Genomic DNA, 17625 nt, shown 5'->3' on the forward strand with positions numbered 1-17625 from the left:
CATGAATACAAATTGTGCATTAACTTTGACCGCATCGGTGTATGATGCGGTTTTGTTTAGATTATAGAATTTATACGTTTTCAGCGGAGCTGAAGAATTCGATATCGCAAGAAAAGGTGGAAATGACAATGACCATTGCAAATCTTAACACCAGACCCCGACTGATCATCGCAGGCACCGGAAGCGGTGCAGGGAAAACGACAGTAACCTTGGGGTTGATGAGAGCACTCGCTCAGCGTGGATTGAGTGTACAAGGGTTCAAATGCGGCCCGGATTATATTGATCCGACATACCATACCGCCGTCACGGGCAGACCGTCCCGTAATCTGGATGCATGGATGACATCGCCTGAATACGTGAAGCATACGTTCGAGAAAGCATCTGCCGGGCATGATATTTCCATTATAGAAGGCGTTATGGGCCTCTACGATGGCAAAGATCCGCTCAGCAATACAGGCTCAACTGCAGAGATTGCTCTAGTGACCCAAACTCCTGTGATCCTGGTCGTGGATGTACGCAGCATGGCTCGCAGTGCGGCCGCGATTGTACTAGGTTTTCAACAGTTAGAGCCTGAATTACATATTGCCGGAGTGATCGTCAACCGTTGTGGAAGTGCGGGGCACTATACGATTGTGAAAAAAGCCATTGAGCAGATGTGTGGCATTCCGGTGGTCGGCTGGCTGAAGCGGGACGAAGACATGTCCATCCCAGAGAGACATCTGGGACTGGTGCCTGCCATCGAGCGCGGTGAATTGGAACCATTATTTCAGCGGGCAGCCGATGTGTTGATGGAAGGCACCGATCTGGATCTTCTGCTGGATCTCGCAGCAAGCGCCCCGCCTTTGAATGCAGAAGAGGTGAGTCCTAAGACTATTGCCAGCACTGATCCTGCTAATGCTGAATCAGGCCTAAATTACGATCCACATTCCAATTCAGTGATCAACGATAATAATCGACATGTATCATATGCGATGCAGCCTGTCATTGCCGTTGCGCGCGATGCGGCATTTAATTTCTATTATCCCGATAATTTGGAATTGCTCGAAGCGGCCGGGGCTCGATTACAATACTTCAGCCCGCTCGCTGGCGAAGGTATTCCAACAGATGTGGATAGCATCTATTTGGGCGGCGGGTTTCCCGAGGAATTTGCAGCAGAGATTGCCGGTAACCAAGGGTTTCTGGAAGGACTTCGACGGGCAGCACAATCCAACATGCCTTTATTTGCCGAGTGTGGAGGTTACATGGTGCTTGGGGAAACGTTGACCAACCGTGAGGGCGCTACTTTCGACATGGCGGGTATTATCCCCGCACAGGTGCAGATGCAGAAGAAGCGCGCCGCGCTTGGTTATCGTGAAGCGAGTAGTGTTCAGGATTGCTTTTTGCTGAAAAAGGGTGAGGTGCTTCGGGGTCATGAATTCCATTATTCCACGATGACCTATCGTGAAGAAGAAACGATCCCTTATGCTTATGAGACCAAGGGGTTGCGTGGCTTGAAGCAAGAAGGGTATGCCGCAGGCAACATTGTGGCGGGGTATACGCACGTTCATCTGGGCTCTTACCCGGCAGCCGCTCAAAGATGGCTGGAGCATTGTCTAGCCTATCGACAGGAGCGATATATGCAGAGATAATAGAAGCTATTTATAGCTCAAATAGATAGCTGAATTCAATAAGCAAAATGGCTCTAATCTCGCTTTTTCCTCCTGAGACTTTGGTCGTGAAGTTGGTGATCCCCACGATCAATTAAAGGTTTTCAGATGAATATGTGGAATGAGTTAAAGACAGAATCATTATGCGAGGGAGGGACATCGTATGAGAACCGTATGTGTAACGGGAGCTGCCCGGGGTTTGGGGTTGGCTTTGACGGCACAGATGCTCAAGAGAGGTTATCTCGTGTATGCGGCGGGTCTGGACGTAGAGGATTCCGAGGGAATTCGTGTGCTTGCAGAAGGGTATCCTGACCATCTGCGTGCGATCGAATTGGATATCGCGGACGACCTGTCAGTAGCTCTGTTCACAGAGACATTGAAGCTGGATACGAATCATCTGGATATGCTGATCAATAATGCGGCTATACTAGGAAGTATTACGGATCATATCCGCGGGCCGTTGAATATGGCGGAGATGGCTGAAGTATTTAATGTGAACACTTTAGGTACACTGCGTGTGACTCATTCCCTGTTACCCCTCCTTCTTCAAGGACAGGTCAAGCTGATTGTTGATATCTCTTCCGAGGCTGGAAGTATAGAGCAATGCAGTCGGGATGGCTGGTATGCCTATTGTATGTCCAAAGCTGCTTTGAACATGCAGGCCCGTCTTGTGCACAATGGTCTGAAGGATGAAGGCGGACAAGTGATGCTTGTGCATCCTGGTTGGGTACAGAGTTATATGCGGGGAGAATTGGATGCTTCTGCGGATCTCACGCCCGAGCAATCTGCACAGCATATCGCAGTACTTATCGACCGCCATGAACAGTTTAAAGGAGATCAGCCCGCATATGTTGACTACAAGGGAGACACGCTTCCCTGGTAGTTGGTTTTATACAGTGAGGTGAACAAGAAAGGAGATTGATTGAATGGATCATCGTAAAAAAGCGTTGCTACTTGGCGATTATACACATCCGGACTGGCACCCGCTTCAGGGGGTGGATGCGGAGATTAGCCGAATTTTCCATGATACTATGACAGTGCAGTGCAGTGAGAACCGGAATATGCTGCTGCAAGAAAATATAACCGGATTTGATGTGTGTATCTCATACATGGACGATTGGAAGGGGAAAGTCTCTCCACAACAGACAGCAGGTTTGTTGTCCTATGTAAGTAATGGAGGTGGACTGGTCATTATACATAACGGTATTTCGCTCCAAAATCGTTATGAACTCAAACAGATGATCGGGGCCAAGTTCCTGCATCATCCAGCTTACGCACCGCTTGAATTCACCGTAACGGAGGAAAACCATCCGGTGACGGAGGGCATTACCAGTTTTACGATGGAGGAAGAAGCATACCAGTTCGAGTTTGGTTCTTTTGCCGAAACGAAGATATTGCTGGAATATCAGTCTGAAGAAGGACCGAAGCCCGCGGTATGGGCACATCGATATGGTGTTGGGCGGATTGTTTATCTTATGCCGGGTCACCATGTGCCGTCTTTTGCGCACGAGACGTACCGTAAATTACTCCTGCAAGCAGGCAAATGGGCTGCACGTTACGTCTAATCGAACGGACATTTTTGCATGTGGAGTATAAGGGGTATAATATAGAGATCAACGAAGAGGAGGATGACAAAAATGAGCGATTTGTTCAAAAAGGCGATCTCGTTAGGGCTTGGTCTTACTGTCGTAAGCAAAGAGAAAATTGAGAAAACCGTGGATGATTTGGTCAAGCGCGGGGAACTTGCGCCCGGTGAATCCAAAGCGTTGGTTGAACGCCTGCTGGAACGGGGCGATGAAGAGCAAGGTCAGCTCAAACGGGTGATTCAGGAACAGGTTAAACGAGTGCTTCAGGAAGCTGGTGTGGCATCCGAAAGTGATGTAACCAGTCTGGAACAGCGCGTTGCCGTCCTGGAGAAAAAACTTGCCGAACTGGGCCACTCACCACAGCTTCAACCTGATGAATCCCCGGCTCCGCTTGAAGTTCCTCCTCCTCTCAAAGGAAACGAGATCGAGTAGATGGCAGTGCGAATCAAACATGTCGGCAGATACCGTGAAATTGCCATGGCGCTCGTGCGTCATGGCTTCGGTTATATGGTCGAGGAGCTGGGCTTGTTCCAGTTGCTGGCTCTGCCCAGACGGTGGATGTCGCGTGAAGCACACACCACCAAAACGTTGAGTGAACGCATCAGGCTTGTGCTGCAGGAGCTGGGGCCAGCTTTCGTTAAGCTGGGGCAACTCGCAAGCACAAGGGCAGATCTATTGCCTGAGTCTGTCATTCGCGAACTGGTGAAGTTGCAGGATCAGGTCCCCCCGTTCTCTTCCGAGACGGCACGGGGTATTTTGGAACAGGAATTGGATACACCGCTGGAGGAGATCTTTTCCCGGTTCGAGGATACCCCTGTAGCTGCAGCCAGCATTGGACAGGTGCATCTGGGCAAACTTCGAAGCGGTGAGTCGGTAGCCATCAAGATTCAGCGGCCGGGTATATCGCGTATTGTGCAGCGTGACCTAGATATTTTGCGTGAACTGACAGCCATGGCGGAGAAACGCTGGGATTGGGTGAAGCAATATCAGATTCCGCAAATGGTAGAAGAATATGCTCAGGCATTAATGGCTGAGCTGGATTATACGGTCGAAGGACGCAATACGGAAAAGATTGCACAGCAATATCAACAGGACAACAAGGTCAAAATCCCGGCAATCTACTGGGATCAGACTTCGTCCCGTGTGCTCACTATGGAATATATCGAAGGTATCAAACTCAATGATCGTGAAGAACTGGTCAGACGCGGCCATGATCTGAATAATATCGCAGAGCGGCTGGTGGATTCATTATTGAATCAGATCTTTATCCAGGGATTCTTTCACGCTGACCCACATCCGGGGAACCTGATGGTATTGAAGGATGGACGTCTTGCTTTTATAGACTTCGGTATGGTGGGCAGTCTGAGCGATGAGATGAAACAGCAGCTTGCTTCGCTTATTATTGGGTTAATGCGCAAAGATACGGACAGTATGATCCGGGCAATTGAGAAACTTGGCATGATGCCTGATGACATGGATCTGCGTGGGCTTCATGTGGATTTGGACAAGTTGCGTAGCAAATATTACGATATTCCCTTTTCCAAGATTAGTGTGGGTCAGGCGTTGAATGACTTGTTCGGTGTAGCCCAGAGGCACCGGGTTGTCATGCCTGCGGATATTCTTCTGCTCGGTAAATCGTTGCTGACGATGGAAGGTGTAATCGAACATCTCGATCCTTCCCTGAGCATTGTAGATATGGCCGAGCCTTTTGGACGGAAACTGATCAAGGAACGTTTTAGCGCCGGAAGAATCAAGAATCGGTTGTTCCGCAGTGCGGCTGATATGGCCGAAAGTGTCATCGGTCTGCCAGGACAGTTAAGACAGTTATCATCCATTATTAGCAAAGGCAAGCTGAGGCTGGAGATCAGTGTCCCTGAACTGGACGCACTCATGCGCAGAATGGACCAGATTAGTAATCGACTGTCCTTTAGTATCGTGTTACTCGCCTTTTGTATCATCATGGTGGGCTTGATTATCGGTTCGTCGATCAGTCATCAGTCCACGATGTTGTGGGATATTCCGGTCATTGAGATTGGTTTCCTGGTGGCGATTCTGATGGTGGCTTTCCTGCTCTATTCGATCTTCAAATCGGGAAGATTCTAGCATAACAACAAGACCCGTAAAGAGACTTTTATCAAAGGATCTTTACGGGTTGTTTTTTGTATTATTTTGCATAGCTCTATAGACATGAAAGGGTGGGATACTTTGAAAAAGATGGTCAGTAACCTTGTTCTAACGTTTTTAACCGGGATTCTTATCTGGTGACACAGACCCTAACCCTAAATGCGATTTGGGTCAGTCTGATAGCTACGGGCATTGTCGCTATGTTCTATCTGCTACCGTATTGGATCAGGAGAGGCAGGCAGACCAGAAACTAGAGCCTAGATACCAATGAATGCAGAAATATGTGAAGCGCCAAAGATCCGGATCATCTGGGTGGCGAAACCTTTTGCGACAGTGAGATTATTTGTTTGTGAATAGAGCATGGGTGAGTAAATTATAGAAAGATTAAGATAATAGGAGATAAGGTTCAGTTTTTTCGCCTTAATTGTATTAGTACATATCCAGTCCTGTGACTATAATAATAGGTCAGTACATTAACGGACCCGGTTTTTCTGAGAGGGGAAGACCTATTGGCTTCAGGATCAGCTCCTGTTGTCGCACGATTAAATCAACTGAGGCAGCAATGGAATGCTAGCGGTACACACTGGAACGGAAACGACGTGAGCGCTCATTAACCCGTCAAGCTATACGGATGGGAAAGAATGATGAAACTCAGGCAAGAGCATAGGCGAATGATGCGGAGAGGAGTCCGTTGTTTTGTGCTGTCCTGGGTAGTTGGTTAGTGTGAACGGCTTCCGTTACTCTTCAGTAGGATTGTCCATTATGAGGAATACACGTAGGAGGAACGGCAAAGAACATATGAATACTTTAAAACAACAATGGTTTGGCAACATTCGCGGAGACGTGCTGGCAGGCATTACGGTAGCGCTGGCGTTAATTCCGGAAGCCATTGCTTTCTCCATCATTGCTGGTGTCGATCCGATGGTCGGATTGTACGCTTCGATTACGATTGCGATTGTGATCTCGATCGCTGGTGGAAGACCAGGCATGATCTCAGCGGCAACAGGTGCGATGGCGGTACTGATGGTTGGACTCGTCAAGGATTATGGCGTGGAATATCTTTTTGCAGCGACGATATTGACGGGCATTATCCAGTTTCTACTGGGCATATTTAAGGTTGGACGGTTTATTACGTTTGTGCCTCATTCGGTACTGACCGGATTCGTGAATGCACTGGCTATCCTGATCTTTATGGCGCAGTTAACTCACTTCACGGGAGCGAACTGGATCATGTATGCGATGGTAGCGGGCACGCTGGCGATCGTCTATATTTTGCCACGATTTTTCAAAGGCATTCCAGCTCCACTGATTGCAATCATCGTGATGACGATTATTACTTTGGTGTTTCATCTCGATGTAAGGACAGTCGGTGACATGGGAAATATAACGAGTACTCTGCCGATGTTCCATTTGCCGAATATTTCATGGACTTGGGACACACTGATGATTCTGCTGCCTTATTCATTCACCATGGCACTGGTTGGATTGCTGGAATCCCTGCTGACCGCAACCATCGTGGATGAGATGACCGAGACGAAGAGCAGCAAGAACCGTGAAGTGCGTGGTCAGGGTATCGCGAATTTTGTGAACGGTTTGTTTGGCGGCATGGGCGGCTGTGCGATGATCGGGCAGTCGGTCATTAATGTGAAATCTGGTGGACGTGGAAGATTATCGACGTTTACTGCGGGTGCGTTTCTCGCAATCCTGTTGCTGCTGTTTAGCGGTGTGGTGAAACAGGTACCGATGGGTGCGCTCGTCGGTGTAATGTTTATGGTGTGCATCGGAACATTCGACTGGAGTTCTATCAAAAATATTGCTCGCGTGCCGCGGGCGGAAGCCTTTGTCATGATCGTGACGGTGGCGATTGTGGTCTATACTCACGATCTGTCGATCGGGGTCATGGTCGGCGTTGTGCTCAGTGTGCTGCATTTTGGCTGGAAACAGACCAAGATCCGCGTACAGGCGAGCCAGGAACAAGGACAGAAGGTCTATCGGGTTCACGGACCACTCTTCTTCGGGTCTTCGTCCCGCTTTGTGGATGAGTTCGATGCGGAAGCTGATCCGAAGGAGATCACGATTGATTTCGGAGGGTCACATATCTGGGACAATACCGCGGTTGTGGCTATTGGCAAAGTGAAATTCAAATACGCGAAGCTAGGCAAAACCGTGCACCTGCGTGGGTTGAACGAAGAGAGCACTCGCATTCTTGAACGGAGTGGATTTGCCACAGCTGGAGGGCACGGTTCGTAACTTGTTCGGACGAAGGTGCAAGTCGAAATGTGGTTATGCAGATAAGGTGAAAAATTAACAGTTCAGTAAATTTGGAATTTAAGGATCTAAACAAGCAATGAAGTTATGAAGGCTACTGTCCAAAGTAGTGGTGAGTGGACATGGGAAAGCCTTTGTAGTAGACAACATAAAAAGATACTTTTGAATCAGCGGCGTACTTTTTCCCAATGTAAATCGGGGAGAGGGCGTCGTTGTTTTTATTAGAGAATGTGGTGTGTACAGCGAAGAAGAAGGAATAGTAGTAGTTCTAGTGGCAGTTCTAATGGTAGTAGTGGTACCTCTAGTAGAAGTATAGGCAGTGTTAATTATTTTTGGTTGTTGTTCCTAGTTCTAGTTTTTGCAGTTGATGTTCTGGTTCTAGTCGATGTTATTGTGTTGAAGCCTGTGTCCTTCAGTATGTGTAAATTCTAACGAACCTGACACGTCTTATATGGGGTTATTTGCTGTTTTCGTTAATCTAACGAATCTCAGACATCTTATTTTGCTAATATCGCCAATATAGAGGCCGTTTATCGTGTATTTACGAGTAATAAGGTGGCTGGAGTTCGTTAGAAATTACAAACCGCTCTAATCGACGGAATAAGGTGTCCTCGGTTCGTTAGAATTAGTGGTGGTAGTAATTCACATCGTGAAAACTATTTTTCGACCCATTTACACACAGTATACCCCGATCTACCATCTACCCACCGCTCCACCGCGTTCAGTTCAATCCTCAACCCATTCACAGAGTCAACCTTCGAACTAATTTTAGGATATTACACTCATCACCATGCTCGGGGGGAGCTCCAATAGTTACTCTTCAAAACCATCCTCAAACTCACTTGGTCGATACAAGTCACGCGGATCTTGGAATTTTGTGCTACAAGTTGGGGGTGTAACCCTGTATCCCCTTTTGTTTTGCTTGACTAACGTGTAAACTACAGGGTATGGAGAAGAAGAGCAACGAGTGGATTGCTTTTTAAAAAATTCATTTCATAATCATGGTTGATATAAGGAAAACTAGTCTTGATGGCAGATACTGATACTAAGGTCATTATGAAATGGACTTATCTAAATGAATATACAGAGGTGTAACGATTGGCAAACTTTGAACAACTGGGCATTCGCCCGGAATGGTGCGAGATCCTGAAACATCAGGGCATCGCCGTGCCGACTCCGGTACAGGAGCGTTCGATTCCGGTACTGCTGGGTGGACGTGATATTATTGCTGAGGCACAGACAGGCACAGGGAAAACGCTGGCTTTTTTGCTGCCGATCATTCAGAAAATTAACGTATCCGACCGTTCGCCGCAAGCGCTGATTATCGCGCCTACGCGTGAGCTTGCGCTGCAAATTACGGAAGAAGCGAAGAAGCTCACGGCAAACGACGATAAACTGCACGTGCTTGCGGTATACGGCGGGCAGGATGTGGACAAGCAACTGCGTAAATTGCAGAACGGTACCCAGATCGTTATTGGTACGCCCGGTCGTCTGCTGGATCACCTGCGTCGGGGCACGTTGAAGCTTGATAATGTAAAAAAACTGGTGCTGGATGAAGCCGACCAAATGCTGCACATGGGCTTCCTGGACGATGTGGAGACGATTCTTAGCGAGCTGCCACATAAACGTCAGACAATGCTGTTCTCAGCAACGATGCCGAAGGGTATTCGCAACCTGGCGAAGACTTACATGAAAGATCCGGAAGATGTAAAAGTATCTTCCCAATCTGTTATCCCGATCAAACAGATTCGCCAGCAAGTGCTGGAGTGCACGGATCGCGGTAAGCTCGAGGCGCTTCGCGGCATGATTGATACGTATCGCCCATACTTGGCGATCATTTTCTGCCGGACCAAGCGTCGTGCATCCAAGCTGAACCAAGATCTGCGTGAAGCAGGTTATGCAAGTGATGAACTTCATGGAGATCTGTCCCAATCCAAGCGTGAGAACGTAATGAAAGCGTTCCGTGATGCCAAACTGCAAGTGCTCGTTGCTACAGATGTAGCTGCACGCGGACTTGATGTAGAAGGCGTAACGCATGTATTTAACTACGATATGCCGCATGATGCAGAAAGTTATATTCACCGGATCGGTCGTACGGGCCGTGCTGGCGGTACAGGTCTTGCTGTGACGTTTGCAACAGAGCACGACAGACCAGAGCTTGCACGTATTGAACAAGGGATCGACCAGAAGCTGTCGCGTATCCAGTGGACGAGCGAAGGTCCAATTGCTTCGACTGGAGCAGCTAGACGTTCCATCAACAGTCAGGGGGATGACGAACGTTCAGGCGGACGTTCTTCCGGAACTGGCAGTGCCCGTCGTGGTGCAGGCCGTAACGATCGCAGAGATGGCGGACGTGGGGGTCGTGGTTCCCGCAGTGGCGAAGGTGGCCGCAGTGAAGGCGGACGCAGTGGTGGTCGTAGCGGTGGCCGCAGCAGCGACAGCAGTCGTGGTGCAGCGGGTCAAGGTGGCCGCGGTGCAGGTCGCAGTGGCGACGAGCGCAGCGCAGGCCGTGGTTCTGCACGCAGCAGCGACAGCAGTCGCGGAGCAGCGGGCCAAGGCGGACGCGGTGCAGCTAGCAGCGGCTGGGCTGGCCGTAGTGCCGACAAGCGCACCTCCGGGCGCAGTAGCGAAGGCTCTCGCCGTCCGGAATCCGCAGGACGCGGACCGGCGAAGGGCGACCGTCGCGATTCACGTCGCGGACGGTAAAGCCTTGGCGCAAGCGGCGATACAGCCGCAATTGCGCAGGCACCATGCCATGCCACAGTGATGGGCATGGCACATTATGAGAGGGCTCGGGTACAGATGTACCGAACCCTCAGATCAAGGGTCGCGACGGAACCACGTCGCGGCCCCTTTTTTAACAGGACAGATGAATTTCGGCTTATTCTTTTTGTCATCTGAGAGTGCCTGTTGGCGTGCCTGCTTGATCCATGGAAGATGCCTTTTAGGTATTCCCCATCTAGTTTTTCTTTCTGTCCGTGTACTGCGTATAGCACGTGGCAGACTTCCATAAAATTCAAAACACCTCATCCTAGACCTAAGGATGGGGTGTTTTTGGATTAATTCTTATATCATTAGAATCATAACATTCGATACCTGTTGCCGATGTGCATGCAGGGGTGGATGAAATTGCATTCGTCTATATACACGGAGTGAGTTTGCACTAAATTACGTTTTTCTATCTCGATATATCATCCCTACACATGAACATCTGTTTATTGATCCCGATATTTCTCGTTATACACCCGGCCTACCGACTCTGCCAGTCCCCCACGTGCTTTGCTCGGATACCGTTCAATCGTGTGATAGAGCCGCATGAATCGGTCTTTGGGCATAAAGCGGGCGTAGCGGGTAATAAGACTAGGGAATAACTCAATATATTTGCTCTTGCGCACAGCAGCAGCAGCAACGGCTGTAAGAATCTGAATTCCGTTGTGGAGCTGTAAAATGTTCACTTCATAGGTCGCGATATAACGAATCGCGTCTTCCCGGATCAAATCCGGCTTAAGCCGTGCAATCTCACCGATATATTCAGCGAGCAGCCGCTCGAAACTGTGTAGCAGCAAGGGCTTGAGCTGAAGATCCATATCACTGCGCAGGACAAAGGATTGTAACAGCGCAACCTGTTGCAGTCGAATTCGGTCATTGTAGACGAGTGAGCCGATCTCGCGGAGCATCTCATAGGCAAGTGCTTCATCCTGCTTTCGGGCTTCGGCGACCAGAGCCCAGTTGCGGTTGATGCCCTGGCGGATGAGTTCCTCATCCTGTTGCAACGTGCGCTTCAACTCGCGCTGCTGCTCTACCTCGAACGAACGTTTCTGCATGAAGATCAGTAAGGCCAGAAGCAGCAAGGAAACACTGGCCGCCGCCATGGTCTGATCTATGGTCTCACCGAAATAGGTGGCCCCTGCACCGAACAAAATCGTAATGAACAGGTCGCGTGCAATCCGGCGTTTCACACGGGAAGTTGCTTTCTCCTGAACGGAATTCAAGGTACCTCGGCCACAGGCCGTGCATTCATCTTCCCACAGGCAGGTATACTGCCCACAACGTGAGCAGACTTGCAACTTTTCATAGGCATAGGTCGTTCGATGAAATGGTCGTATGGATACAACTAGTTTAGTACTCATGCTCAATCACGCTCACCATTCAGAATAGTGTAGAGGGTACGATCCGTGTCTTCGCGGGAGACCGGTTTCCGCCGATGAAGCTGGAGTGCAAAACCCTTTATCATGACAAAAAGAAACAATATGGCGAGGCATCCGTATGTAACCATAATCCGTTCCCTTCTATAGCTTGGTAAACAAGCGCTGTTATATTGCAGTTTGCTGGCAATAACTATATCATATTTCCATAGTTGGTACTTTTGTTCCAGTTACAGGCGTGAAATCGTCGATTTTTGTCAGTCATTACAAAACTGTAACTCAAGATAGGGGTGCTTTTCAGAATTTATTAGTAGACTGTTAAGATTTCCTTAAGGCTTGACGCCTATAATAAACTATTCCCATTTTAATCTCAAACGTGAAGGAGTACACCCAATGCTGCGGACACGCAAAATACGCTGGCTCAGTGGAACGATGGTTCTGCTGGCAATTCTAACGCTACTGCTACCTCAAGCGTTGCTGCCACAAGCTGCAGCGGCTCAGGCACAGACGAGCGGAATTGATGCGGTACTTGTAGCCGATGTAAGTAACTCGATGAATACAAGTGACCGTGACAAGATCAGTAATGAAGCCATGAAAATGTTTATTGATATGCTGCCAGTCCAGGGGGACAAGGTAGGGATTGTCGCTTATACCGATCAGGTGGAGCGGGAAAAGGCTATGCTGGAGATTCAGTCCGATGCGGACAAGAGCAGCCTAAAGGATTTTATTGATCAGCTCGGCCGGGGGCCATATACCGATGTCTCAGTTGGTGTCGCCGAAGCCGTGAATATACTGAATCATGGTGCAGACCCATCCCACTCACCGATGATCGTGCTACTGGCGGATGGTAACAATGACTTTAACAAAACCAAAGGCCGTACACAGGCACAATCCGACGCTGATCTCGCGAAAGCCGTTAAGGAAGCACAGGATCAGGGTATTCCGGTATATACGATTGGACTGAACGCGGATGGCAAGCTGAATAAGGATGCACTCGCAGACCTGGCGCAGCAGACCGGAGGCAAGTCATTCATTACCGATACGCCGGATGATCTGCCACAGATTCTGAGTGAAATCTTCGCCGATCATGCCAAACTGAACGTGGTGAAGCTGCCCTCTGTAACAGGAAACGGCAGTTATCAGGAAGTTACCGTGAACGTGCCAAACGACAGTGTGCTGGAAGCAAACATTTCGATCATGTCTTCGAAGCCAGTGGAAGTGCAGTTAACTGACCCTTCCAGCAAGACGGTGGATCTGAATTCGGATGCAGCCAAGCTCTCGACGTCGAAGAGTTATTCCCTCGTGAAGCTGTTGAAACCCCAAGAGGGAGACTGGAAACTTCGGGTAAAAGGGGCTCCAAAAGACAGCATCGATATCAACCTGTTGTTCAACTATGATCTTCAGCTCGTTGTGGACCCAATTAAGACCAAGTCCTATACCAAAGGGGACAAGGTTGATCTTGCAGCCAAACTGGAGAATGGCGGTCAGCCACTTCAGGATAATGATCTGTATACAGATATGAAGGCCTCGCTGGTTGTGAAAGATGTAGATACAGGGAAAAGCGAGGAACAACCGCTGGAAAACACAGGTTCTGGTTTTGCAGGAACGTTTGAAGTACCGGACAATCATAACTATGAGTTGATCATCCGTGCGGAAGAAGACAGCTTCTACCGTGAAAGTGCGCCAATCACGATTAATGCGAGCGGAGCAGCCGGAAGTGGATCTCAACCAACAACGTCAGGCGGTGAACAGGACAAGCCGTTTCCTTGGTTACCTGTCATCCTGGGTGTTATAGCCCTGATTGTGGTCGGTGTTGGTGCCTGGTTCCTGATGGGCTGGCTGAAACGCAAAAACCGGGGATTTGTAGGTCAGATGGTTGTGGAGATTCGTGATGAGAACACGGGAGACAAGTCATATCCACAATATAAAAAGCTGGTATCCTTCCGCGGCAGATTTCATCTGCATCAGTTGTTGCAACTGGACCCTGAGCTGAAGGAAACCGAAAAATATGTATTTACGCCCAGCAATGGGGATCGAATTATAATCCGTAGCACCGCAGGCGGTACGCTGGAGAAATCCGGTCGTGCAGTCGATGCAAGCTCAGGCGTTGAACTGAAGAACGGTGACCGACTGAGCATCCCGCTGCAACAGGCGGACAAAACCATTTTAATTGAGTATTTGGTGTAAGTTGATTGTTTGGTTTAAAAGGAATGCAAATTTAAGTTGGATATAATTGTTTACACGAGAACGGAGAGGACAGAGAAAACCTGAAGAAGCGAAGCGCTCGCCTAAAAGCTTTCTGAAAGAAAGCTACATCGGAAGCATACGCTATCCTCAGATTTTCCCCTTTAGAAAAGGGAACCAAAAAAATCTGAGGATAACAGCGATCGGAAGGTTACTCTGTCATCGGAGTGGCAAGTGTAATGAGTTTGTGCCCAACTGGTCTAACTAAAGGGAGGACATGGAATGAAACCGATTGTTAGAGAACATATTCAGCAACTGGATGTATCACTTGGCGGAGGTATTGTCAGTGAGAAGATCAGAGTTGATACGATTGATAACCCCATTCTGATTATTGGTCTGGGGGGAACAGGAATTGATGCGCTGCTGCGCCTTAAATATCAGATTAACCGTCGTTTCAAGCTGCCACAGGACCCGGTTTCCAAGAAAAAAATGGACAAGCCGGACAATGTGGAGTTTCTGGCTTTTGAGACAAACGAACAGGATCGTGCCAAAAAGTATAAAGGAATCGGACTTGATCCGATCAATGAATTCGTATTGCTGTCCAATGCCGAGATTGGCGGACTTTTACAGAACCGCAGCGTGCTGGAGCCTTACATTACGGACTGGCTGTCTCCCGAACTGAGCATCACGGACGGTATGAACGGTGCAGCAGGGGTACGTCAGGCTGGACGTCTGCTCCTGTTCACGAAGATTAATCAGGTCGTACAGGCCATCGACAAAAAGATCAAAACCTTATCTGTAGGCACCAACAAAAAACTGATGGTGTTCCTGCTGACAGGTTTGTCCGGCGGTACAGGTAGCGGCTGTTTCCTCGATATTTCGTATATCGTGCGCGGCATTATCGAACGTGATCACGGCTCTGCCGGGATTGACCGTGTCAATACGCTGGGGTATCTGTTCACGCCAGACGTGAACCTGTCCAACAAAAGCTTGAGCGAACACACTCGCGAATACATTCGTAAGAACGGATATGCTGCGCTCAAAGAGCTGGATTACTGGATGAACGTGGATAGCCGCGGTGAGCGATTTACACAGAAGTACGGCAATATTTTAACCGTCAACTCACCACTGCCACCATTTAACCTGTGTCACCTGATCTCTGCAACGAATACCGAAGGCAAATTGCTTGAGAACGCCTACGATTACTGCATGAACGTCACGGCCGAGAACATTACCAACTTCATGGCAAGTGAGGAGAAGCAGTCGGGTGAGGAGTTTGCGATCCATGACTATATCAGCAACATTCGCACCAACATCGCACAGATGAACAAGGTGTACCCGGCGAACTATGATTACAACATCATTGGTGCATCTTCGGCTGTCCTGCCGATTGAAGAGATGACAACGTATCTGGCGTATCGCATGTTCGATAAAATGAACACCATGTTCTCCAAAGCACCGAACCAGGAGGATACCGAGAAGTTTGCCCGCAAGCTGGGCATTGATCTCGAAAGTGTGGTCAAGTCCTTTGAAGCCCGCGTGCCGGAGCCGCTGCCTGGTTATCAGAACAGCGAGCGTTTATCCTATGGCAACGTGGTGAAATCGCAGGTTGTGAATATGGATACCGAACTGGAGCAGAACTTCCTGGCTCGTGCCCGTGAAGAATATATCAAGGCGAAGAAACAGCTGCCGGGTGAGATTGCCGGTCAGTTCACTGAACAGATCCGGCGTATGTTTTTGCATCCCGAACAAGGTCCGTTCTACGTCTCCCGTCTGATTTATACGGAAAAAGGCTTCTGTGTACTGAAGATGATCCAGTCGTACATCGAAACGTTGCGTGAGAATGCCTTCCGCATTCCGCGTGATATTGAAGCAGCTCAGGAGCAGTCCGAAGAGAAGCTGGGCGATGCGAAGAGTGCTTTTGTCTCCAAAGAGAAGAAAAAGAATGCTTATATTGAAGCAAAAATTCATGAGTACTGGCTGCACGCCGACGTGGAACGCAACGATCAGATGATCGAGTTCTATGAAGATCTGTATGAGTTGCTGAATCAGGAGAACAGCCGCATTTATAACGTATTTACCGAAACGCTGAATGCCCTTAGCTCGATATTCGCCAAGAATGGTGACCTGCTGACACGCGGCGAGGAACAAGCCGATCACAAAGGCAACAAAACATATTACTGGAACGTTGTAAGTGTACCGGATATCGTCAGTGTGGTGGACGGGCTGTTGGATAAACGTGATACAGATGATCTGATCCGTGACTTCTCCCGTGAATTGCTGGAAAACTCCAGCCAGTGGGTGAAAGAGAACGAGATTGATATCGTCAGTTCCATCTCCGACTTCCTGAGTGAGAAATTCGGTGATCTGATTACGCGTTCCATGGAAGATTTCCTGGTAATCAAATACGGTCAGGATGAGTCGGTTGAAAAATTCGTGGAACGTTTCATTGCTGGCAAGTTGGATGATGAGGCCGTTCCGGTGTTCAATCTGAGCAACAGTACAGGCAGCCTGCATTTCCCTTCATGGGGATTTGTATCTGTACCCGCACAGGCGCCAGGCATCTTGAAAGGGATTCGCAATTATCAGAACAATGCGGTGGGTAAATCTCATTTTACCGTCAAGGAAAGTGAAGTGCGTAACCGAATTTTCTGGCTGAATACCCGCAACGGGGTACCACTCTTTGTGTATACTCCGCTCAAAGTTTATGAGGAAAGTTATGAACGTACCATTTTGGACAAAGAAGGCATTGGTCGTCACTTGGTGCAAACGGAGAAAAACAACTGGACCTATCTGCCGTCTCCGATTCCAGAGAAATCATGGGGAGATGTGTACGACAATGCCCGCGTGAAGCAGTATAATGCCCGTGTGCGTAATGAATTCGAGCAGGCGCTCGGATACAACATTGTGACAGCCAAATCGATTGATGAGAATACAAGCAACCGGTATGCGATTGTGACAACAGAAGCGTTTGACTTGTCTGCCAAACTGGGAGCCTACGACATGCGTCTCACGTCCACAACGCCGAACCTCGGAGAAGTGAAGCGGGCCGTGATTGAGCTGAAACGTCTGCAATCCGAAGGGTTGCCGCGTGTAGGCGTTAAGGATATTTTCGGCAGTATTAGTGAAGATATGGCCAAAGAAAACCTGGTACGCTCCCCGCAGCTAATTGCACGTGTACGTGAGGAACTGGCGAAGATGAATGCCATCTCGGCCAAAGTCGCCGAACTCGAAGGCATTCTTGCCCAGTACCAGGACGAGGAGCAATGGTATGACCGCTTCATCGAAGCGTTATATACCGACACCATCGTCAAAAAAGGTGCCCTCTACGTCTATGACCGTGACCCGGAAGAAGACGCATGGGAGCCATTCGCGAACCTGATGAAGAGCCGTAACTTTGCCGAGTATGAAGTGTTTGGCAACTTCCGCGGTCTGGCGGAGAAGGATCGCAGTACATTGCTGCGCAAAGCCTCCCGCCGCGATAACGATCTTACAGCTTCTGAGGATATCACCCCACTGCTGACAAAGCTGGATGATCTGGCTGCACTGTTCATGGAATCGCGTGATCGTCTCGAATACGAGCGGGTAGAACTGGCTAACGGAGAAGACATCTATCAGTTCTACAGAACGATGTCGTCCAAGCTGAACGACATTCGCAGAAGGCTGAAGTAA

11 protein-coding genes are annotated in these 17625 nt (G+C 48.9%); 9 read left to right on the forward strand and 2 right to left on the reverse strand.

Annotated elements, in window-relative coordinates; all coding sequences use genetic code 11:
* The first annotated feature begins 128 nt into the window (after window positions 1–128).
* The 7 genes from PAHA3_RS22395 to PAHA3_RS22425 all read left to right on the forward strand — a co-directional run bounded on the left by PAHA3_RS22395 (window position 129) and on the right by PAHA3_RS22425 (window position 10330).
* Window positions 129–1628, forward strand: coding sequence for a cobyrinate a,c-diamide synthase (locus tag PAHA3_RS22395; RefSeq protein ID WP_062836871.1), 1500 nt, complete (start codon window positions 129–131; stop codon window positions 1626–1628).
* A gap of 181 nt (window positions 1629–1809) precedes the next feature.
* The gene (locus PAHA3_RS22400) at window positions 1810–2529 is read left to right on the forward strand and encodes an SDR family oxidoreductase (protein WP_062836872.1); all 720 of its coding nucleotides are present in this window, start codon (window positions 1810–1812) and stop codon (window positions 2527–2529) included.
* 43 nt (window positions 2530–2572) lie between these two features.
* On the forward strand, window positions 2573–3211 hold the full coding sequence (locus tag PAHA3_RS22405) for a ThuA domain-containing protein (protein ID WP_062836873.1): 639 nt from the start codon (window positions 2573–2575) through the stop codon (window positions 3209–3211).
* A gap of 72 nt (window positions 3212–3283) precedes the next feature.
* Window positions 3284–3664, forward strand: coding sequence for a phasin family protein (locus PAHA3_RS22410; protein WP_062836874.1), 381 nt, complete (start codon window positions 3284–3286; stop codon window positions 3662–3664).
* Window positions 3665–5335: an ABC1 kinase family protein gene (locus PAHA3_RS22415; RefSeq protein WP_062836875.1), complete on the forward strand. Its 1671-nt coding sequence runs from the start codon at window positions 3665–3667 to the stop codon at window positions 5333–5335.
* Between the two features lie 819 nt (window positions 5336–6154).
* Entirely contained in the window at window positions 6155–7606 is a 1452-nt protein-coding gene (locus PAHA3_RS22420) for a SulP family inorganic anion transporter (protein WP_062836876.1), read from the forward strand.
* A gap of 1116 nt (window positions 7607–8722) precedes the next feature.
* Window positions 8723–10330: a DEAD/DEAH box helicase gene (locus PAHA3_RS22425; RefSeq protein WP_062836877.1), complete on the forward strand. Its 1608-nt coding sequence runs from the start codon at window positions 8723–8725 to the stop codon at window positions 10328–10330.
* A 509-nt stretch (window positions 10331–10839) separates the two neighbouring features.
* Here PAHA3_RS22425 and PAHA3_RS22430 read toward each other — a convergent pair.
* The gene (locus PAHA3_RS22430; RefSeq protein ID WP_153028276.1) at window positions 10840–11754 is read right to left on the reverse strand and encodes a hypothetical protein; all 915 of its coding nucleotides are present in this window, start codon (window positions 11752–11754) and stop codon (window positions 10840–10842) included.
* 2 nt (window positions 11755–11756) lie between these two features.
* Window positions 11757–11900, reverse strand: a complete 144-nt coding sequence (locus tag PAHA3_RS30595; RefSeq protein ID WP_167350926.1) for a hypothetical protein — start codon at window positions 11898–11900, stop codon at window positions 11757–11759.
* 262 nt (window positions 11901–12162) lie between these two features.
* Between PAHA3_RS30595 and PAHA3_RS22435 the strand changes: the two genes are divergently transcribed.
* A complete protein-coding gene (locus PAHA3_RS22435) occupies window positions 12163–13956 on the forward strand; it encodes a vWA domain-containing protein (RefSeq protein ID WP_062836879.1) in 1794 nt (597 codons plus the stop codon).
* Window positions 13957–14235: 279 nt separating this feature from the next.
* Window positions 14236–17625 (forward strand): tubulin-like doman-containing protein, encoded by a 3390-nt coding sequence (locus PAHA3_RS22440; protein ID WP_062836880.1) that lies wholly within the window; start codon window positions 14236–14238, stop codon window positions 17623–17625.

The sequence above is a fragment of the Paenibacillus amylolyticus genome (assembly GCF_001570725.1).
GTDB classification, from domain to species: Bacteria; Bacillota; Bacilli; order Paenibacillales; family Paenibacillaceae; genus Paenibacillus; species Paenibacillus amylolyticus_A.